This is a genomic window from Volucribacter psittacicida (assembly GCF_004339025.1).
GTDB lineage: Bacteria > Pseudomonadota > Gammaproteobacteria > Enterobacterales > Pasteurellaceae > Volucribacter > Volucribacter psittacicida.
On the sequence record NZ_SMFT01000006.1, the window covers coordinates 54,802 to 74,793 of the forward strand.

A 19,992-nucleotide genomic window follows, 5' to 3' on the forward strand; every position below is an offset into this window, starting at 1 on the left:
ATAAGGAGGAAAGCGATGTTATCCGCACAATCTTGTGAACTCTTTAATCAACCTTTCTTCCAATTTGCTCAAATCAAAAAATTCCAACCCGAACGGCTACAATCCCTCAAGCAAGAGTATCAACAGGCTTGGCAACAATGGAAAGCTCTTATTCAACAAGTTTCCGCACAATTAGGCACACCTTTTACTAAGCCACATATTGAAAGCTGGACAAATGGCTGGCAAGTGCGGTCGCATTTTTTTGCGTTTTTTAAATATGAATATTATCAACATTCTGCCGCCATTTTATCGGTTATCCTGAATCGTCGCCGTTTGCAAGTTTGCCTAGATTGGCATAGCTATCGAGCTAACCGCTCACAATTTACCCTTGAGCAATATAATCAATGGCTTGAACAACTGGATTATCAACAATATGGCGATTTTGAAATTTGGCGAGGCGATGACAGTGAATATAATGATTTTCCTCTGGTAAAAAACCTTTCGCCAGAACAGTTCATTCTGCCCCAACCCCAAGATTTTTATTGTATTGGCAAAAATTGTGAAAAAGCCCAATTAGATCATATTGATAGCCAACAATTTATTTGCCAGACCATTCGCCAATTATTGCCCTTATATGAAAAATGTCATCAAGCTGTTCGTTAGCTTTCACAGGAAGTATTATGTTAAACAACATCGCACAACAAAAATTTCATCAACTGTTACAACATCATTTTATTGAACCTGATTGCCTCGCCTTGCTCACACCGCAGGCAGAAACTTCATTTATTTATGCCATACAACAATCCGACTTTGTGTTTGATTGTTTACATAAACAAGGGGATTTTTTCCGCCAAATTTTACAACAGCCCATTCAATTTGAAGATTGCCAACATTATTTTGAACGCTTGCAAAAACAGCTACAACCGCTTACAGAGGAAGAGCAACTCGCTCGGTTATTACGCCAATTTCGTTATCAAGAATTAGCAAAACTCAGCTATTGTCAAAGCCTTAACCTTGCCAGCGTTGAACAAATTTTTATTCGCTTATCTGAATTGGCAGAAGCTTGTATTATCGCTTGTCGTGATTGGTTATATCAGCAACTTTGCCAACAATTTGGCACACCTACTAATGCACAAGGCATAGCTCAACCGCTACTTATTCTTGGTATGGGAAAACTGGGTGGCAAAGAGCTAAATTTTTCCTCCGATATTGACCTGATTTTTACTTATCCAGAAACAGGAGAAACACAAGGGGCAAGACGGAGTATAGATAATCAGAAATTTTTTACCAAATTAGGGCAACGCTTAATTAACGCCCTTGACCAACGTACACCCGATGGTTTTGTTTACCGCACAGATATGCGGTTACGCCCTTTCGGCGATAGCGGTGCTTTGGTGCTTAGTTTTAATGCGATGGAAACCTATTACCAAGAACAAGGGCGAGATTGGGAACGCTATGCTATGATCAAAGCCAGAATACTGGGAGCAGATAAAAATTGCCCTTATCAAGGGCAACTACGCCAATTATTACGCCCTTTTATTTATCGCCGTTACATTGATTTTAGTGCCATTCAATCGCTACGAGAAATGAAAGGCAAAATTGAACGAGAAATTAGACGGCGTGGTTTAACCGACAATATCAAATTAGGGGCAGGCGGTATCCGAGAAATTGAATTTATTGCTCAAGTATTCCAATTAATTCGTGGTGGGCGAGAGGTAAGCCTGCAACAACAAAGTATTCTGGCAATTTTACCGCAACTGAGTAAACTCGGTTTATTAACCCCTGATGAAAGCCAACAATTACAACAAGCCTATTTATTTTTACGCCACGTGGAAAATGTGCTACAAGCCATTAATGACCAACAAACTCAAACCTTACCAAGCAATCCACAGGATCAACAGCGTTTAGTGCGAGCCTGTGCCAAATTCAAACAGGGCAATGAATCACAAGGCATTATTGAGCAACAATATCCTATTTCGGATTGGCAGAGTTTTTACCAAGTATTACAACAGCATCAACAAAAAGTGCGGTCGGTTTTTGATCAATTAATTGGTAACGAACCGCAAAAACCTGAGCCTGATAACCTTGCCCCTTGGCAAGATGCGTTTGAAGAAGAGCTTGATCCGCAACAATTTCTCCAGTTATTACCCACTGATGAAAGCCAGTCCCTTGAGGATATTCAACCATTACTTAACCGACTTCATCAATTTAAACAAGAAAGCGAACGCCGCCCAATGGGTAATCGAGGTAGAGAAGTGCTAAATCAGCTTATGCCTAAATTGTTACAACAAATATTTAGCCATAAAAACTACCGCACTTTATTGCCACGTATTCTCAACATTATTGAGAAAACCCTTACTCGCACCACTTATTTAGAATTATTATTGGAAAATCCCGCCGCACTTCACCGTTTATTACAACTTTGTGCAAAATCCCAACTGATTGCAGAACAAGTGGCACGCCACCCTATTTTGCTTGATGAATTATTGGATCAAAAAGCCTTACTCAATTTGCCCGCATTTGAACAATATCCTGCTGAGTTACAACAATATTTACTCCGCTTACCGCAAGATGATGAAGAACAATTTATTGATGCCCTACGTCAATTTAAAAATGCCGCATTATTTCACGTTGCTTGTGCAGATATTCTTGCCATTTTGCCTGTGATGAAAGTGAGCGATCATCTCACCTTCTTAGCGGAAGCCATTATTGAAGCGGTAGTCAATCTCGCTTGGCAACAACTGAGCCAACGCTATGGTGTTCCTGATCATTTAACGGATAACCAACGCCAATTTTTGGTTATCGGCTATGGCAAATTGGGCGGGATTGAATTGGGCTACAAATCCGATCTGGATTTAGTCTTTCTCTATGATGCCCCTACTGACGGGCAAACCATTGGCGGCAAAAAATCCATTGATAGCACCCAATTTTATCTAAGACTGGCTAAAAAAATCATCAGTATTTTTAATATCAACACCAGTGCTGGTGTGCTTTACGATGTAGATATGCGATTGCGTCCCTCAGGCGAATCAGGATTATTAGTTAGCAGCCTCAATGCCTTTGAACATTATCAACGCCACGAGGCTTGGACATGGGAAAGCCAAGCCCTTGTGCGGAGCCGAGCCGTTTATGGCGAGCCTGAATTACGCCAACGCTTTGAACAAATTCGTACCGCCGTCTTGGCGATGCCTAGAGATCAAAACAAACTCAAACAAGATGTACGAGAAATGCGAGAAAAAATGTATCAGCATTTAGCCAACAAAGATCAAAGCCAGTTTAACCTGAAAAAAGATCCTGGTGGGATAACCGATATTGAATTTATCGCACAATATTTAGTGCTAGCCCATAGCCCACAAAACCCAAGTTTAGCTCAATGGTCGGATAATGTGCGTATTTTTGACATTATGGCACAATACCAAGTGATTAGCCTTGATTGTGCGGAAAAATTGAAAGAATGTTATACCAGCTTACGCAACCAAATTCATCATTTGAATTTATTAGGTTTACCCTCTATGGTGAGTGCGGAACAATTTGTCTGGCAACGTGATTTTATCCAACAACTTTGGCAACGGCTGTTTAATGAATAAAATTCTGCTTGCAAAACCATTAAAATGAATATAAATTCAATTTTAATGAATAAATATAAAGATAGAGGATCTTATGCGTAGTACAGAATTAGTACAATGGTTTCGTCAATCCACCCCTTATGTCAATATTCATCGTGGCAAAACCTTTGTGATTATGCTGGATGGCGACAGCATTGCAAGCCCCAATTTTATTAATATCATCAATGATATTAGCTTATTGCATAGCTTAGGGATCAAATTGGTGATTGTCTTTGGGGCAAGACATCAAATTAACCAACAATTAGCTCAACAGGGAATAGATTGCCTTTATCATAAAAATATCCGCATTACCGATCATCAAACCCTCACATTCGTCAAACAAGTGGTGGGCAGTTTACAATACGACATTACCGCTCGTTTATCCCTACGCCCCCATAATGCTCCTCTCATCAATGTGGTAAGCAGTAATTTTATCCTTGCTCAACCTATTGGCGTTGATGACGGCGTAGATTATATGCTCACAGGCAAATTACGCCGCATTAACAGCGAAAGTATCCAACAGCAACTGGCACAAAACGCCATTGTGTTGGTTAGCCCAATCGCTCCCTCAGTAACAGGCGAAACCTTTAATCTTCCCTTTGAAGAAATTGCCACCCAAATCGCCATAAAAATCAAAGCCGAAAAATTGATTGGTTTTTGTGAACAACAAGGCATTTTGGATCAAAATCAACAAGTTATTGCCGATCTCTTACCGCAACAAGCGGAATTACACTTACAACAGCTTATTCAACAAGGGCAATATCACAGCTCACAAGCACGTTTTCTTCAATCCGCCATTGAGGCTTGTAGAGCAGGGGTCAAACGTTGCCATTTACTCAGCCACGCCGAAGACGGCTCCTTATTGCAAGAGCTATTTTCACGAGATGGGATTGGGACTCAGCTTTCTATGGAAAGCTCAGAAACCGTCCGCATTGCCACCGCTCAAGATATTGCAGGTATGCTTGAACTGATCCACCCACTAGAACAACAAGGTATCTTAGTCAAACGTTCTCGTGAGCAATTAGAAATGGAAATCGGCCATTACAGCATTATTGAACGTGATGGCACAATTATCGCCTGTGCCGCCTTAAATCTTTATCCGCAAGAAAAAATGGCAGAAATGGCTTGTGTTGCCGTCCACCCCGATTACCGCAATTCCGCTCGTGGCGATATTCTCCTTGAAGCAATCCAAAAACGGGCCAAACAACAGGGCATAGAACACCTCTTTGTCCTCACCACTCGCACCGTCCACTGGTTCCAAGAACGAGGTTTCCGCCTCGCCAACCTCAACGATCTTCCGGAACAAAAACGCCAACATTACAACCACCAACGGCGTTCAAAAATCCTGATTAAGCCATTATTTGAGCAAGAAAATAATTGAAAAACTGACCGCACTTTTTATAGACAAAAGTGCGGTCAGTTTTTGAAAAATATAAAACCCCCTATTATTTAGCAAATAAAGAGGAAAACTCTTCGTATAGGTTTGTATCATTTGAGTTTTCAACTATTGCGTTGCTTAAATCAACTTTCTTATTAAGCAGGCGATTTAACTGTAAATCAAAGGAAATAGCATTAGGATGTAATGCCATTGGTAAATAAACATTAACCGTTTTTGTTTGACCAATTCGATAAACCCTATCGGTGGCTTGTGCCTCTTTCGCTGGATTCCAATGCCTTTCTAGGTGAATAACATTATTTGCTCCTACAACCGTTAAACCAACACCTGCAGCAATAGGAGATATAATTAAAATATTAAACCCTTCTTTTGCTTGAAAGTTATCAATAATAGATTTTCTTGTTTTTTTATTTGCTTTTTTAGATACTGCTTGAATTTCACCATTAATTATATCAACAATTATCTTATATTTTTGAGCAATAAGTGCGGTTAAATATGACTGAATAATTTTAGTTTCGACAAAAATAATCGCTTTTTCTTTTTTCTCTCTTATTAAATCTAAAATTGATAACAAAGTTTTTATTTTTACGGAAGTGAATGCATTATTAACAATATTTTTATCATTAATATTTAGGTGATGATGAATACTTGTTACTTTTAACTCTCTTAAACTTGATAAAATTAACTTTCTTTTATCCTCAATATCACATTGGTTAACTTTCTCAATGATTTCATTATAAGCATAAAGTTGTTGGCTTTTCATTTCTGTAGCAAGAATTGGAAGAAAATGTTTATCCTGATCTTGCTCATCACCAGTATAAATTATTTTATTTGGCAAGCCTTTAAGATTTTCCTCTTTTGTTCGTCTTAGCATAAAATTTCCAACTTTATGTCTAAGCCGCTTACCTATTTCAATTTTCTTAGCAAAAACTTCTTCATTTTTAGCGGAAATAATAGGTTGAATATATTGTTCTCTAAAATCTTGCCAGGCACCTAAGAGCCCTGGTGTAGCCGTATCCATTAAACACCAAAAATCTTTTAAGCTATTTTCAACAGGTGTACCTGTGGCAAGTAATTTAAAATCCGCTTTTAACCCTTTTGCGGCTCTTGTTGCCAAGGTATTTGGATTTTTTAAATTTTGAGCTTCATCAAAGATCACCATTCCCCAGTCAACCAATGCAAGGGAAAATTGATAATCTCTTAAAGTTTGATAGGTTGTAAGTACTAAACGAGATGGCATATCTAATCTATTGATAGAATAACCATTACCTATTTTTAAAGAATAAGTTAATTTTTCTAAATCAACATTATTATCTTCTTCTAAAATAGCCTTTGTTTCTTTTTGATTATGTACTTTAAATCGTTTTAAATCAGCTTCAGCTTGTAAAATAATAACATCTTTAAAAGGCGATTTAATAAAAGTTTTATCAATTTCATCTCGCCAATTCTCTAATAAACTTAAAGGGGCGACAATAAGAATTGGCTTTTTAGTTTTATCCTGTTTTTCACATCGGCAATATTGTTCGTGTATGGCAACTAAGGTCATATAAGTTTTTCCTAGCCCCATATCGTCTGCCAATAATGCGCCTTTGGTATTTGTTATGTGTGCTAATAACCAATGAATACCTTCTTCTTGATGAAGATAAGGTGTTCTTTTTAAATTATCTCTCTCAAAACGTTGTTGTTGAATATCTAAGTTATGCCTATGTTCATAATCAGAAAATCCCATTTCATCATCATTCTTTTCTATATCTATAACTATCGTTTCTTTTTTGTGGTTGTTTTCTTGGTTCTCTTGATTATCTAATTGGGAATCAAATGAAAATTTATTTTTTAATTTATTAAGTGTTTCTTCTACTTCTTCACGATCTGATATATCAATCTCACGATTTTCTACCTTTAAAATCTGAGCATTTGCTTCATAGGTTTTTGTAATATCATTTTCAATGTCATTTAATTGTGCAATATCTTTGATAATATTATTTAATACTTTGACTGATTCTATTTTTCCTTGTTGATAAAACCAGTCAATATTTGATTTCTCTACTTCGCCAGCATAAAAATGAGAAAACTTTTCAGCACCATAGGCTCGTAAAGAAAAACCTAGATCTAAATCAATCAAGGAGGCATCTAAATAAGCAGAAGGTGAAGCAATAAAATGTGTTACTTGCTCTTTTGTTATTTGCTTTTTACTTAGAATCTCCTGCATTGCTTCTAACTGTTTTGGTTCAAATAAGACTATCTTTTTATTTACCCTTAATAGGCAAGTATTATTTTGTGATAATTGTCCTGTACGCTGTCTTATTTCTTCAATATCAATATTTCTTATATTAGGAATTAATTCTAAACTACCATCAGGTAAAGTTTGCATCGCAACACCAATAGAATTGGGTTTAAGTACTTCAATATCATTATTATCAAAATGTCGAAGATCTACCGGCATTCCGTTCTTTCTTGCTAATTGTAATTGATACACTAATTGAGCATTTTCATATTCATTATATTGAGATAAGGGTAAATTTTGATGGCAATGTAAAGCATATAGTGCTTGCCAATCAGCCAAATTTAAGCGATAAATTTCATTGTCACTGATTTTTAAGAAAGGACCTGTTAATTCATACTGAAAAATTTTTTGTCCATCTTCCATAATCAAAATATAGTTTACTCTGAAGGAAGCCTGTGAAATTTTATTGTGAATATTTGCTTCATATTGCCCTTTAAATAGAGGTGGGAAATCGAATAACTGAGCAAAATCATCACTTAATGATGCGATTGTTTCAGAATTTACTGTAAAACCATTAGGTATTTTAGTAGCAAGTTCTCGATCATAGAGATCTTTTAAATAAGCATATTGTGCTGCAAATAATGAATTATTAAGAATATAGTTTTCTAGAGAATCATTGACTTCAGGTGGTAAAACAAAATTTATTCCCTCAGCAATATTAATCTTATCAATTTTCCATTTAATATTATTTAAATGACTATGTTTATCAAATAGTTCTTTAATCCACTCTAATACTTTCATTTAATACCGTATTCCAAACTTATGTTTATAAATATAATAATCATCATCAGATAGAACATCGCTAGGATCAATTTTTATGCCTACATTTTTAAACTCATCGATAGCTTTTTTCTGCCAATTTAGATGAATATCATGTGTCAGTTCTATAGGAGCTATTCCATAAAAATTATTTAAGTCATAATATTTTTTGCTGTAATCTGTAATTCTCATCTCGGAAGGTAGATAAGACATTAATTTTAATTTAAAGCTATGAGTCCCTTCAATTAAATGGAAGTATTGATTATCTCTTGAGGTTTTTAATTTTAAATAAATAATTGATGCATGACCACTAACATTGGCAAAAGACATTAAACGTGCTTGCTGAGGATAGTATTGCTTTACATAATGAGAAGCATCTTGAGTTAAAAATAATCTTGATTCTAAAATTACTCCCGACCTTAACAGCCCTTCCATAAAACACTTTCTTGGTTTAAACATTCTTTCCATATCAGAATTATGTTTATCTTTTGCACTTTGTTCTAAAATACTGAGGAATACTTTTAAATCATCGCCACTTAACCAACTTTTCATAAGCTGGATACGTTTTTCGCCTAAAAAACTCCACCAACGCCGATATTTTTCGCCCTGAATACGCGGATCACCAGCAATTTCAAGTACAATATTTTTCCAATATGCACTTATACCTTTATCTTCATAAGCAGAGCGATCTATTAATATCTCTAATATTTTATGCCCCAATAGAGAGTTTTCATCGTATTTTGCTATAACGACTTGCTCTTTCACAATTTCTGCTAATACTGAATGATTTTTTCCTATTGGTATAGATTTTAACTTCTCAAGATAATATTTATGGTAACAACGTTCAATAAAATCACCATCTCTCACATTTTCAAGCCCAAATTTTTGAATAATTTGTTCAAAATCAATATTATGCTGTTCAGCATAATTCACTAATTTAAGATCGGCATCTCTACAAAATAATAAATGTGCATTATCATAATAACAGGATAATGTTACCAATTTATTTTTAGATGATTCAATATGCAAGTTAAGTTGATTAACAATAAAATCACATACTAAATTAAAATTACCTTTATTTTTAAAGTAATAATGATTATAAAATTTGAAAAATGAATTAATTAAGTTAATTAGTGATAACTTGCTAATAGGATTACTAATAGTTAATAAATGTTCTAATAAAATATGATTGATGTGAATTCTCTGAACAAATTTTAAATTTAAGCATAATAGTTTTGTAATAACTCTAATATCAGCAGAGTTTTGTAAGATATGAGTAATATCCTCATATCTATTTAATTTTTCAATTATTTTCTGGCTATATTCTATTTCATCATGATTAAAATTTAATACTTTTTGATTAAGTTCTTTTAATTTCACGATTGATTGCTTAATTTGAGTAAAATCATTTTCTGACCAAGGTCTAATACTAATTGATAATTTAGGCAATTTCATAGGCTAAAATTTTTCTTGAATCGCTTGAAAATCAATAATAGAGGGCTTTTTCACCGTAATGCGGATATCAATACGCCGATTTTTTTTATGGCATTCTTCGTCATCGATGGCACAATCCATTCTAGCTAATCTAGTATCTGCATAACCACTGACTGAGAATAAATTATGGCCAGTATGATTTTTCATTTGTTTTAATTGTTCTCCCATCTCAAGTTTTGTTGTCCAGTAATACCAAACAGATACTGCTCTTGAAGTAGATAAATCCCAATTTCCTCTCGGATTAAAACGGAAAGGATTACTATCTGTATGCCCTTCAATAAAAATTGTGTCTAAATATTGCCAACGTTGTTGTTTCTGAATATGTTGATAAATAACCGTACCTATTTGCTCCACAACTTGCTCTGCCTCAACAGGAATCTCAGCGCTACTTGAAGCAAAGGCTAAGGCTTGTTCAGGAATTCTTAATACCGTATCATTATCTGCAATTTCTACAGGAATATTGTTTTGAATAAGTTCTTGTTCTATTTCTCTTAAGAGATCTTGGCGAATACTTTCAGCCTTTGTTAAATCAATAATATCTTGGCTAATTTCATCTCTTTTGTTTTTTAATTCTTCCTGTAAATGTGTTAATTGCAAAATTAAGGTGGCAGTAGCAAGGATAAAAATCACTAACAAACTTGCCATAATATCCGAAAAAGACATCCAATATGGATTCTCTTCATCAACCGATACTGCTGATTGACTTCTTCTTAACAATCCCATATAGCCCCATTATTTTTTCATTCTATTTTTAGTGTCAATTTCATCAACAACTGCACTTAAAGTCTGAACAGCAGTTGTCATCGTAGAAGTATATTCATTGGTTTGACTATTCCATTGATTAAGTCGATCATTAATTTGAGCTTCAACTTGGTGAGAATATTTTGTTAATAAATCGCTTATTTGATCATTTAATTCCGCAAGATGTTGTTTTAACTCTATCGGTAAACGACTAAAATGTTGGCTCACTAAGTTAAAACCTTCTTTAGAGCTTTCAGCAGCTTGTCTCATTTTTTCTACGGAGTTTTCCATTTCCGTATTAGTTATAGATAATTTATCTATCACTTGATTAAACGTTGTTGAAGTTTGATGATTCTGCTGAGTAACTTGACTAACCATCGCGAATATTTGAGAAAGTTCTTGTCCAAATTGTTGAATACTTGAAGTTAAATAGCGAGATAATGAAGAAAATTCACCAGAAGATGAGTGAATGTTCTCGGATAGGGTTTTAAACTCTACCAACATTTTACCATTGCTCTCAACCAAGCCTGCAAAACTTTCTGTTAATTGAGTAAGGCTCATTGATAACTGTTGATTTTGTTGATCCTGTATTTGTAATAAAACATTCACATCTTTTAATAAGCTAGATTGTGATTGTTGTGATTGAGATACTAATTCTGTCAACTGGCGCTGACGTTGTTCATTTTTATGTTGTTGAGACTCAATGCTTGCAGTTAATGCTGTTTCAACAGATTTCAACATTTCTCCCTGTTGAGTATTTAAATTCTCCAATAAATTTACTAATTTATTAGAAAAGGCTTCATTAGCTTGCGTTAATTGCTCTTGATGCTTCGCTTCTCTTGAATGTTGCTGTTCCTGTTGCTCTCGTAGGTTTTGGCTTAACATTTCTGTCATACTTGCATTTTGTTGACTAAAATTATCCAGTAAATTCATTAAATTATTAGAAAACGCTTCATTGGCTTGCGTTAATTGTTCTTGATGCTTCGCTTCTCTTGAATGTTGCTGTTCCTGTTGCTCTCGTAGGTTTTGGCTTAACATTTCTGTCATACTTGCGTTTTGTTGACTAAAGTTCTCCAATAAATTCACTAATTTATCAGAGAATGCTTGATTAGTTTGTGTTAACTGTTCTTGATGCTTCGCCGCTCTTAATTGTTGTTGAGTTAATTGTTCTCGTAAGTTTTGACTTAGCGTCTCTGTCATATTTGCATTTTGTTGGTTAAAATTATCTAACATCATCTGCAAATTAGTCGTAAATTTCTCAATCGTTTGAGTTATTTCCGATAGGCTGGTTGAACTACTTTGTGACTGCTGTTCTATATGCTTACTTAAACTTAATTGCATTTGTTCAACCATATGGCTATTTTGTGAGGTTATTTCGCTAAATTGCCCTTTGAGGTCTTGAGCAAAATTGCTTAAATGTTCCATCATCATTTCTGAACTTTTTGCTAATGTGGAACTTGCTTGATGAATCGCCTCTTTTTGTGTTTCTCCAGCAGAGCCAAATTTATCTAAGAAATTTTCAATTAAAGTACTTAATGCTTCTTGAGAACCTTGACTTGCATTATTGGCTATTTTATCTAAAGTGGTATGCAAACTAGATACGATACTCTCACTAATGGTTTGTGAAGCTGTATCCATGACTTTTTGCATTTCATTTCCAATTTTTTCACTTAACCCCGCTAAGATATCCTTGCTTGCTTTTGTTTCTAGTTCTAAATTGAGCAGGCTTTCTTCTGCCATTTTATTTCTAAATAATGCTGAAGCTTTATTCTGTAATTTGGTAATTTCTTTACGAATGACTTTCTCACATACTTTTTCAAAGAGATTAAATATAAAGCTAGTAGCAACGCCCCAAACAGAGGTCATAAAAGCCACAGTAGCGCCATTAATCACCGTTGCAATACCTTGTTGAATTTTATCCGCGTCAGATAATTCGATCCCAGCAAGCCCTATTTGTAAACCACTAAATGTCCCCAATACCCCTATTGCAGTCAACATTCCTGGCACAGCAGCAAATAATCGACTTTCAATTAATCCTTGAGCTAGGGTATGACTGTTGAAGAAATGACTTGCATCTAATGATGAGTAAATATTACCTGATTCAGTTTTAATTAATGAATTATCGTATTCACGCCAAAGATAAAGATATTTTTGCCACTTTTTATTACTTTCTATCTCTCTGGTGATTTCACGCACTTTATTCGCTTTCTCATTAATATTTACTTGAGAGATTTCATCTATTCTTTTCTTATAAAATCTTATTTTTCCCAAAATGCTATAACTTTTATGTATCACACATAGTCCAAAGAAAAGCATAACGCCTAGAGTGATAGCAACAATCAATGCACTAAAGCCATCAGTGGTTGTCCACCCATTAGTAAATAATTCAGAAAAATTTGGAATAAGAAGGTTAAAATCAATCGTAGTGTTACTAGACATAATTCTTTAAGTTAAGGTTAGATAAAGTTAATTAAAGAGTATTTGTAAAAATTCTACACATTAATTGCAATTCATACAAGAGTAAAAATAAAAGATCATATCTAAAAAAGCGTAGTGGAAGGTATGAAGGCAGATGGCAAAACTAGTTGCAGTGGATATTGATAAAGCAATAGGAAAAAGAATTCAATTAAGACGTAGAGAGTTAGGTTACTCCGCTGACAAACTCTCTGAGTTAATAGGTATATCTCAACAACAATTATCACGTTATGAGCGTGGTGCCAATAAAATTAATGTTGCTCACTTAGTTAATATTGCTGTTTACTTAGATACTCCCATTAGTTGGTTTTTTCTGGATTGTAAAATAGAAAATAATAATATTATTAACCCCCAGCTCAGTCTCAACAATGATGATTTAAAAATACGTTTACATCAACATTGGGAAAATTTATCTAATGAACAAAAAAAGAATTTCATTAAATTTTTAGATTCAATTTCTCCAATTATATAATAATAAAAATCCTATTTCTTATTAGTCAACGCTCTTTCTAATTAATACCATATAACTATAAACCTGTCCCTTATTCACATTATAGTCTCTCCATTTTAGAATATAGTATTCTCAATTAAAAATGAGATAAGGTGGTATGTTGGAAGATAGTACAGGTAGTACAGTGAGGCGTACCAACGCTGTATCATTTTAAAGTGAGGGGGTATAGTACGGTGTGAGCACGCTTTGCCATAGAATTTTCAGTCATTTTATCTTATTTTTAAATTGATACATTGAAACAGTTATAAAGATCAAAAGAGCGGTCATTTTTTAAAAAATTTTTCTTTTTCCCTTGAATTATGCTTATTAGTACCCACTTACATAAACAAAGTCAATGATAGGATTGATTTAATGAATATCATTATTTAACGGAATAGTAAGACAGAGAGGAAAAACAGATGAATATAGAAAAATTTACCACCAAATTTCAACAAGCCTTGGCTGAGGCGCAATCTTTGGCATTAGGCAAAGATAACCAATTTATTGAACCTGTACATTTAATGCTGGCGTTGTTAGATCAACAAGGCGGCTCAGTTGCTCCGATTCTGACTGCAAGTGGGGTAAATGTTGCTAAGTTGCGAAATGAGCTTACACAAGCATTAACAAAATTGCCGCAGGTATCGGGTTCGGGGGGTAATGTTCAGGTATCAAATAATTTAGTTAGATTATTAAACTTATGCGATAAAATCGCACAGCAACAACAAGATAAATTTATTTCTTCTGAGCTATTCTTATTGGCAGCCTTAGAAGAAAAAGGAGAATTAAGTTCAATTTTACACAGAGTCGGCGTGCAAAAAGCACGTTTACAACAAGCTATTGAACAAATTCGGGGAGGACAAAACGTGAATGATCAAAATGCGGAAGAAAACCGTCAGGCTTTAGAAAAATATACTATTGATTTAACCGCTCGTGCAGAAGCGGGTAAGTTAGATCCTGTGATTGGGCGTGATGAAGAAATTCGCCGAACCATTCAGGTATTACAACGCCGTACCAAAAATAATCCTGTATTAATTGGTGAACCTGGGGTAGGGAAAACGGCGATTGTGGAAGGCTTAGCTCAACGTATCGTTAATGGTGAAGTGCCAGAGGGATTAAAAAACAAACGCGTGTTATCCCTTGATATGGGTGCCTTGATTGCAGGGGCAAAATTCCGTGGCGAATTTGAAGAACGTTTAAAAGCGGTATTAAAAGAGTTAGCCAAAGAGGAAGGGCGTATCATCTTATTTATTGATGAAATCCATACGATGGTGGGTGCGGGTAAATCTGATGGTGCGATGGATGCAGGTAATTTATTAAAACCGTCTTTAGCACGTGGGGAGTTACATTGTGTTGGTGCTACAACACTAGATGAATACCGCCAATATATTGAAAAAGACGCTGCACTTGAACGCCGTTTCCAAAAAGTATTTGTAGGCGAACCGAGTGTTGAGGATACCATTGCGATTTTGCGTGGTTTAAAAGAGCGGTATGAAATTCATCATCATGTACAAATTACCGATCCAGCGATTGTAGCGGCGGCAACCTTGTCTAACCGTTATATTACCGATCGTCAATTACCTGATAAAGCCATTGATTTAATTGATGAGGCGGCGAGTTCCATTCGTATGGAAATTGATTCTAAACCACAGCCATTGGATCGCCTTGATCGCCGTATAATCCAATTAAAATTGGAACAACAAGCCTTGAAAAAAGAGGAAGATGAGGCAAGCCGTAAACGTTTAGCCATGCTAGAACAAGAATTAGCAGAAAAAGAACGTGAGTATGCGGAATTGGAAGAAGTGTGGAAAAGCGAAAAAGCCGCGCTTTCTGGTACACAACATATTAAAGCTGAACTAGATAATGCGAAAACTCAAATGGAGCAAGCTCGCCGCGTGGGTGATCTCAATAAAATGTCAGAATTGCAATATGGCGTGATACCGTCCTTAGAGAAACAGCTTGCTCAAGCGGAATCAAGTGAAGGCAAAGAGATGAAATTACTCCGCTATCGTGTTACTGATGAAGAAATCGCAGAAGTGCTATCAAGAGCAACAGGGATTCCAGTGGCAAAAATGATGGAGGGCGAAAAAGAAAAATTATTGAGGATGGAGCAAGAATTACATAAACGCGTTATTGGGCAAAATGAAGCGGTTGAAGCGGTTGCAAATGCAATTCGCCGTAGCCGAGCAGGCTTAGCGGATCCAAATCGCCCTATTGGTTCTTTCCTATTCCTCGGGCCAACAGGGGTAGGTAAAACAGAGCTTTGCAAAACTTTAGCCAATTTCTTGTTTGATGATGAAAACGCAATGGTGCGGATTGATATGTCTGAATTTATGGAAAAACACAGCGTTTCTCGTCTTGTGGGTGCTCCACCGGGATATGTGGGCTATGAAGAAGGGGGATATTTAACTGAGGCTGTACGCCGCCGCCCTTATTCTGTTGTCTTGCTTGATGAAGTAGAAAAAGCTCACGCTGATGTGTTTAATATCCTATTGCAAGTGTTAGATGATGGACGTTTAACTGATGGGCAGGGGCGTACTGTAGATTTCCGTAATACAGTGGTGATTATGACTTCTAACTTAGGCTCTGACTTAATTCAAAATCATCAGCAGGAAAGCTATGATGAAATGAAAATGCTAGTGATGTCAGTGGTAGGACAACATTTCCGTCCAGAGTTTATTAACCGTATTGATGAATGTGTGGTATTCCATCCATTAGCGAAAGAGAATATCAAAGCCATTGCAACTATTCAATTACAACGGTTAAGTAAACGAATGGAAAGCCATGGCTACCATATTGTGTTTAGTGAGGCATTATTAGATTTTATCAGCGAAGTGGGTTACGATCCTGTTTATGGGGCAAGACCATTAAAACGAGCAATCCAACAAGAAGTTGAAAATCCATTAGCACAACAAATTTTATCAGGTCAGGTTCTACCAACAAAAACTGTAACGGTAGATTATGAACAAGGTAATGTGGTTGTTAAACAATAAATCATATAAATGAAGATTAAGCGGGCGTTTGCCCGCTTTTATTTTTATCATCGTCCTACTTTAAAATGAGATAGCGTCGCTATGTCTTGCTGTATCGCTTTGTTCTATTTTAAATTGAAATAAATATATCAAAAGTGTTTCCGTTGTATCATTTTTAAAGAGGGATAACTATGAAATGATGATATTTTTAATTACTTTTATATTTTATTTTTCCTAATCATGCTAGAATTTTGGCGATTTAAGTAATATAAAAATATTATGTCTTTATAAAATTTGAGGATAAAAAATGAAAGCAATTATTCCTGTTGCAGGATTAGGAACCAGAATGTTGCCAGCGACTAAGGCAATTCCTAAAGAAATGCTGACCATTGCGGATAAACCGCTTATTCAATATATTGTGAATGAATGTGTTGCAGCAGGTATTAAAGAAATTGTCTTGGTAACCCATTCATCAAAAAATGCTATAGAAAATCATTTTGATACTTCTTTTGAATTAGAAACAATGCTAGAAAAACGGGTTAAGCGTCAATTACTTGATGAAGTGCGGTCTATTTGCCCTAAAGATGTTACCATTATGCACGTGCGTCAAGGCAATGCTAAAGGACTAGGACATGCCGTATTATGTGGGCGCCCATTAGTGGGTAATGAACCTTTTGCTGTTGTATTACCTGATGTATTGTTGGCAGATTTTAGTGCTGATCAACGCAAAGAAAATCTCAGCGCAATGATTACTCGTTTTCAACAAACACAAGCAAGCCAAATCATGGTTAGACCGGTAGAAATGCAAGAAGTCAGTAGTTATGGCATTGCAGATTGTAATAATGTGCCATTGAGTGCGGGAGAAAGCGTCAAAATTAAATCTATTGTTGAAAAACCCGCTATTGAACAAGCTCCCTCAAACCTTGCTGTTGTAGGACGCTATGTATTCTCAGCAAGTATTTGGGATTTATTGGAGAAAACACCTGTGGGTGTTGGTGATGAAATTCAATTAACCGATGCCATTGATATGTTGCTTGAAAAAGAACCTGTTGAAGCCTTTCATATGACAGGTGAAACCTTTGATTGCGGTGATAAGTTAGGTTATATGCAAGCCTTTGTTGAATACAGTTTACAACATGATAAATTAGGTAGTGAGTTTAAACAGTATTTAAAATCTTTGTCTACTAAGTTATTAGATTAATAGTATTGACGATAAATTACCCAACTTATTCGTTGGGTAATTTTTAAAGTAATTTTGTAAGACGATTCAAATCATTAAGAATTGCCCCCGCACTCATTGCTTTACCTGAGCTTGGACCTTGGATAATAAGAGGGTTATCGCGATACCATTGGCTTTTTAGCATAAAAATATTTTCTCCGGGAAGCGTTTTGGCGAGGGGTTCTTCAGGATCAAGTTGTGCTAAGCCGATATAAGCTTGATCAGGGGCGTGAAATTGAGCGATATAGCGTAAAATTTGTCCATCTTCTTTAGCATTCTGATATTGTTGTTCAATTTGTTGATCAATAACGCTAAGTTGTTCAAAGAAATCATTGAGAGAACATTCTGCTAAATGTGCTGGGATCAGAGATTGCACTTTTACTTGATGATTATCAATATTATAGCCTGCAGAACGTGCGGTAATGACTAATTTGCGTAGGGCATCATAACCAAATAAATCTTCTCTTGGATCTCGTTCAGTAAGCCCTTGTAACCAAGCCTGTTCCACTAATTGTGAGAAAGGCGTTGTACCATCATATTGGTAGAATAACCAAGCGAGAGAATTGGAAAAATTTCCTTCAATGCTGATAATTTTATCGCCACTTTCTACCAGATCATGGACGGTATTATTAATGGGTAGCCCACCACCTACAGTGGCATTATAGAGCCAATAACTGCCTGACTGTACAAAAGCGGCTTGAATGTGTTGGAACTGAGTTAAAGGAAAACCGGCCGCCCGTTTGTTAGCACTGACAACATGAAATCCATATTTGGCATAATCAATATAATGATGAGCAACGAAATCACTGGCGGTAATATCTAAAATCACTAATTCATCAAAAGGATGGTAACTAAGCCATTGTAGCAGTTGATCGGGAACTAATTCTTTAGCCTGTTGGGCAAATTGTTCATCAAGTTGATTAAAACTTAATGAGGGTAATCCTTGATAATCAAGCCAAGCCTTTTGGCTAGAGACTAAACCGATTAAAGCAAAGTCAAAATGGCTTCGTGCTGCCATTTTTTCTTTTTCTTGTTGATAAAGTTGAATCCAAGTTTTTGCAATTTCGCCTTTACCAAGTACCACCAATCCAATAGTTTTATGGGCTCGGAATAAATCATCATGCACTTTATTTAATAATTCTCTGCTTACCGGCTGGCGTAAAATAGCAATGACACTGATATTTTGCGGAGATTGCCAAATTAATTCTATAGGCTGGTTTTTAATTTGTTGGAAGAAACGCATCATTTGCAGGGAATTTTGGCAAATATTCGCTCCAATAATCCCAATCATACTGAGATCATAGCGTATTGATATGGATTCCAAGGGCAAAGGTAAGGCTTTGAATTGGATAAAAATAGGATCAATAATCTCATTTGGATAAACCAACTTGATACGATATTCCGATTCATTAACTGACAAAGCTAAAGGAATAAGTTGCTGTTGTTGTAACCATTTTTCAAGCTGTTGTTGCCATTGCGTGATATTCTGGTTTGGGGCAATGGTCAGTTCAATAAGACCAATTTGGTTATGATGAGTCACAATTTTACCTTGTGCCGAAGAAGCTAACATATGTTCCACTTGGGTATAGCCCTGTTCGGCTTGGGCATAGCTACGCAAACGTAACTTTAATTTCTGTTCATTAACAGGTTGCAAGCTGTTTGGATGCAAAATGGGGGCGGAAAGGCGAGCCAGTTCACTCGCCTCATCAACACGCAGTAAAGGCAATAAATTGGCATTTTTTACTAAATTTGGATCAGCACTATAAATCCCCGCGATTTCTCCCCAAATGGTTACTTGTTCAATATCGGCAAGTGCCGCAATTTGAGTGGCAGAATAATCCGAACCATGGCGTCCTAATAATAGACTATCGCCTTGTTGATTGCGACAAATATAGCCAGTAATAACCAAGCGTTTTGATGGATATGCTTGTAAAATAGGTTGTAAATTTTGTTTACTAAGATAAGAATTAATGATGGGCAAAATGCGTTGTTCTGCCACCAAAAAAGTACGGGCATCAATAAATTCAGCCTCAATATTTTGCTGATTTAAGTAAGCCGTTAATAAACGAGCCGACCAAATTTCCCCATGCCCCACGATTTCAGCATAGACTGCTTCTGTAATATTTTGATCCAAAAGATGAGATAAATGCAAAATTTCTGCAAGAAAAGGCTCTGTAACGCTTTCAGGATTTTTTAATAAATGGTTAGCCTGAGTTAAATAATGGTGGCGAATAAGTTGTAAAGTGCGGTTCGCTTCAACAGGATTTTTTTGTGAAAATGTGACCCAATCAATCAAGAGATTGGTGGTTTTTCCCATAGCAGAAACGACAATCAGATCATTAGGTTGGCTATATTGTTGAATTAATTGGCTTACTTGCTTAATTCCATGGGCATCAGCTAATGCGTTTCCACCAAATTTATGTAACTGCTTGTTCAATCCCTGTCTCCTTACCTATGCACCAAATGGAGGTTTATTGTACCACTTATTTTCCCAATGATGAAAAAATAAGAAAAAGAAATCTAGACGGCTAGATTGTGATTTATCGGGTTTTTCTTTAAAATACCCACAAATTATGTAGAG

Annotated in this window: 11 protein-coding genes; 6 read left to right on the forward strand and 5 right to left on the reverse strand. The window is 35.8% G+C overall.

The window, feature by feature from the left end:
• Positions 1-15: 15 nt before the first annotated feature.
• From EV694_RS09945 to argA, 3 genes are all read left to right on the forward strand, one after another.
• Entirely contained in the window at positions 16-642 is a 627-nt protein-coding gene (locus EV694_RS09945; RefSeq protein ID WP_132692073.1) for an HI_0552 family protein, read from the forward strand.
• Positions 643-659: 17 nt separating this feature from the next.
• Positions 660-3,566, forward strand: coding sequence for a bifunctional [glutamate--ammonia ligase]-adenylyl-L-tyrosine phosphorylase/[glutamate--ammonia-ligase] adenylyltransferase (gene glnE / locus EV694_RS09950; protein WP_243646022.1), 2,907 nt, complete (start codon positions 660-662; stop codon positions 3,564-3,566).
• 73 nt (positions 3,567-3,639) lie between these two features.
• Entirely contained in the window at positions 3,640-4,965 is a 1,326-nt protein-coding gene (argA, locus tag EV694_RS09955; protein ID WP_132692077.1) for an amino-acid N-acetyltransferase, read from the forward strand.
• Positions 4,966-5,029: 64 nt separating this feature from the next.
• On the opposite strand, the gene EV694_RS09960 is transcribed toward argA, so the two are convergent.
• The 4 genes from EV694_RS09960 to zorA are packed head-to-tail and all read right to left on the reverse strand — an operon-like array spanning position 5,030 to position 12,697.
• Positions 5,030-8,005 (reverse strand): DEAD/DEAH box helicase, encoded by a 2,976-nt coding sequence (locus EV694_RS09960; RefSeq protein WP_132692079.1) that lies wholly within the window; start codon positions 8,003-8,005, stop codon positions 5,030-5,032.
• Positions 8,006-9,478 (reverse strand): EH signature domain-containing protein, encoded by a 1,473-nt coding sequence (locus EV694_RS09965; RefSeq protein ID WP_132692081.1) that lies wholly within the window; start codon positions 9,476-9,478, stop codon positions 8,006-8,008.
• 3 nt (positions 9,479-9,481) lie between these two features.
• A complete protein-coding gene (locus tag EV694_RS09970; RefSeq protein ID WP_132692083.1) occupies positions 9,482-10,240 on the reverse strand; it encodes an OmpA/MotB family protein in 759 nt (252 codons plus the stop codon).
• A gap of 9 nt (positions 10,241-10,249) precedes the next feature.
• On the reverse strand, positions 10,250-12,697 hold the full coding sequence (zorA, locus tag EV694_RS09975) for an anti-phage ZorAB system protein ZorA (RefSeq protein ID WP_132692085.1): 2,448 nt from the start codon (positions 12,695-12,697) through the stop codon (positions 10,250-10,252).
• Positions 12,698-12,830: 133 nt separating this feature from the next.
• On the opposite strand from zorA, the gene EV694_RS09980 reads away from it, so the two are divergent.
• The 3 genes from EV694_RS09980 to galU all read left to right on the forward strand — a co-directional run bounded on the left by EV694_RS09980 (position 12,831) and on the right by galU (position 17,393).
• Complete coding sequence (locus EV694_RS09980; RefSeq protein WP_132692087.1) at positions 12,831-13,205, forward strand: helix-turn-helix domain-containing protein; 375 nt, start codon at positions 12,831-12,833, stop codon at positions 13,203-13,205.
• A gap of 437 nt (positions 13,206-13,642) precedes the next feature.
• Positions 13,643-16,213, forward strand: coding sequence for an ATP-dependent chaperone ClpB (clpB, locus tag EV694_RS09985; RefSeq protein WP_132692089.1), 2,571 nt, complete (start codon positions 13,643-13,645; stop codon positions 16,211-16,213).
• 286 nt (positions 16,214-16,499) lie between these two features.
• The gene (gene galU, locus EV694_RS09990; protein ID WP_132692091.1) at positions 16,500-17,393 is read left to right on the forward strand and encodes a UTP--glucose-1-phosphate uridylyltransferase GalU; all 894 of its coding nucleotides are present in this window, start codon (positions 16,500-16,502) and stop codon (positions 17,391-17,393) included.
• Between the two features lie 43 nt (positions 17,394-17,436).
• On the opposite strand, the gene metL is transcribed toward galU, so the two are convergent.
• Positions 17,437-19,848 (reverse strand): bifunctional aspartate kinase/homoserine dehydrogenase II, encoded by a 2,412-nt coding sequence (gene metL / locus EV694_RS09995; RefSeq protein ID WP_132692093.1) that lies wholly within the window; start codon positions 19,846-19,848, stop codon positions 17,437-17,439.
• Positions 19,849-19,992 lie beyond the last annotated feature (144 nt).

Coding starts and splice junctions, on each gene's coding strand:
- EV694_RS09965 (WP_132692081.1), bottom strand. CDS start 9,478: ATGAAATTGCCTAAATTATCAATTAGTATTAGACCTTGGTCAGAAAAT.
- clpB (WP_132692089.1), top strand. CDS start 13,643: ATGAATATAGAAAAATTTACCACCAAATTTCAACAAGCCTTGGCTGAG.
- galU (WP_132692091.1), top strand. CDS start 16,500: ATGAAAGCAATTATTCCTGTTGCAGGATTAGGAACCAGAATGTTGCCA.
- EV694_RS09980 (WP_132692087.1), top strand. CDS start 12,831: ATGGCAAAACTAGTTGCAGTGGATATTGATAAAGCAATAGGAAAAAGA.
- EV694_RS09945 (WP_132692073.1), top strand. CDS start 16: ATGTTATCCGCACAATCTTGTGAACTCTTTAATCAACCTTTCTTCCAA.
- EV694_RS09960 (WP_132692079.1), bottom strand. CDS start 8,005: ATGAAAGTATTAGAGTGGATTAAAGAACTATTTGATAAACATAGTCAT.
- zorA (WP_132692085.1), bottom strand. CDS start 12,697: ATGTCTAGTAACACTACGATTGATTTTAACCTTCTTATTCCAAATTTT.
- argA (WP_132692077.1), top strand. CDS start 3,640: ATGCGTAGTACAGAATTAGTACAATGGTTTCGTCAATCCACCCCTTAT.
- EV694_RS09970 (WP_132692083.1), bottom strand. CDS start 10,240: ATGGGATTGTTAAGAAGAAGTCAATCAGCAGTATCGGTTGATGAAGAG.
- glnE (WP_243646022.1), top strand. CDS start 660: ATGTTAAACAACATCGCACAACAAAAATTTCATCAACTGTTACAACAT.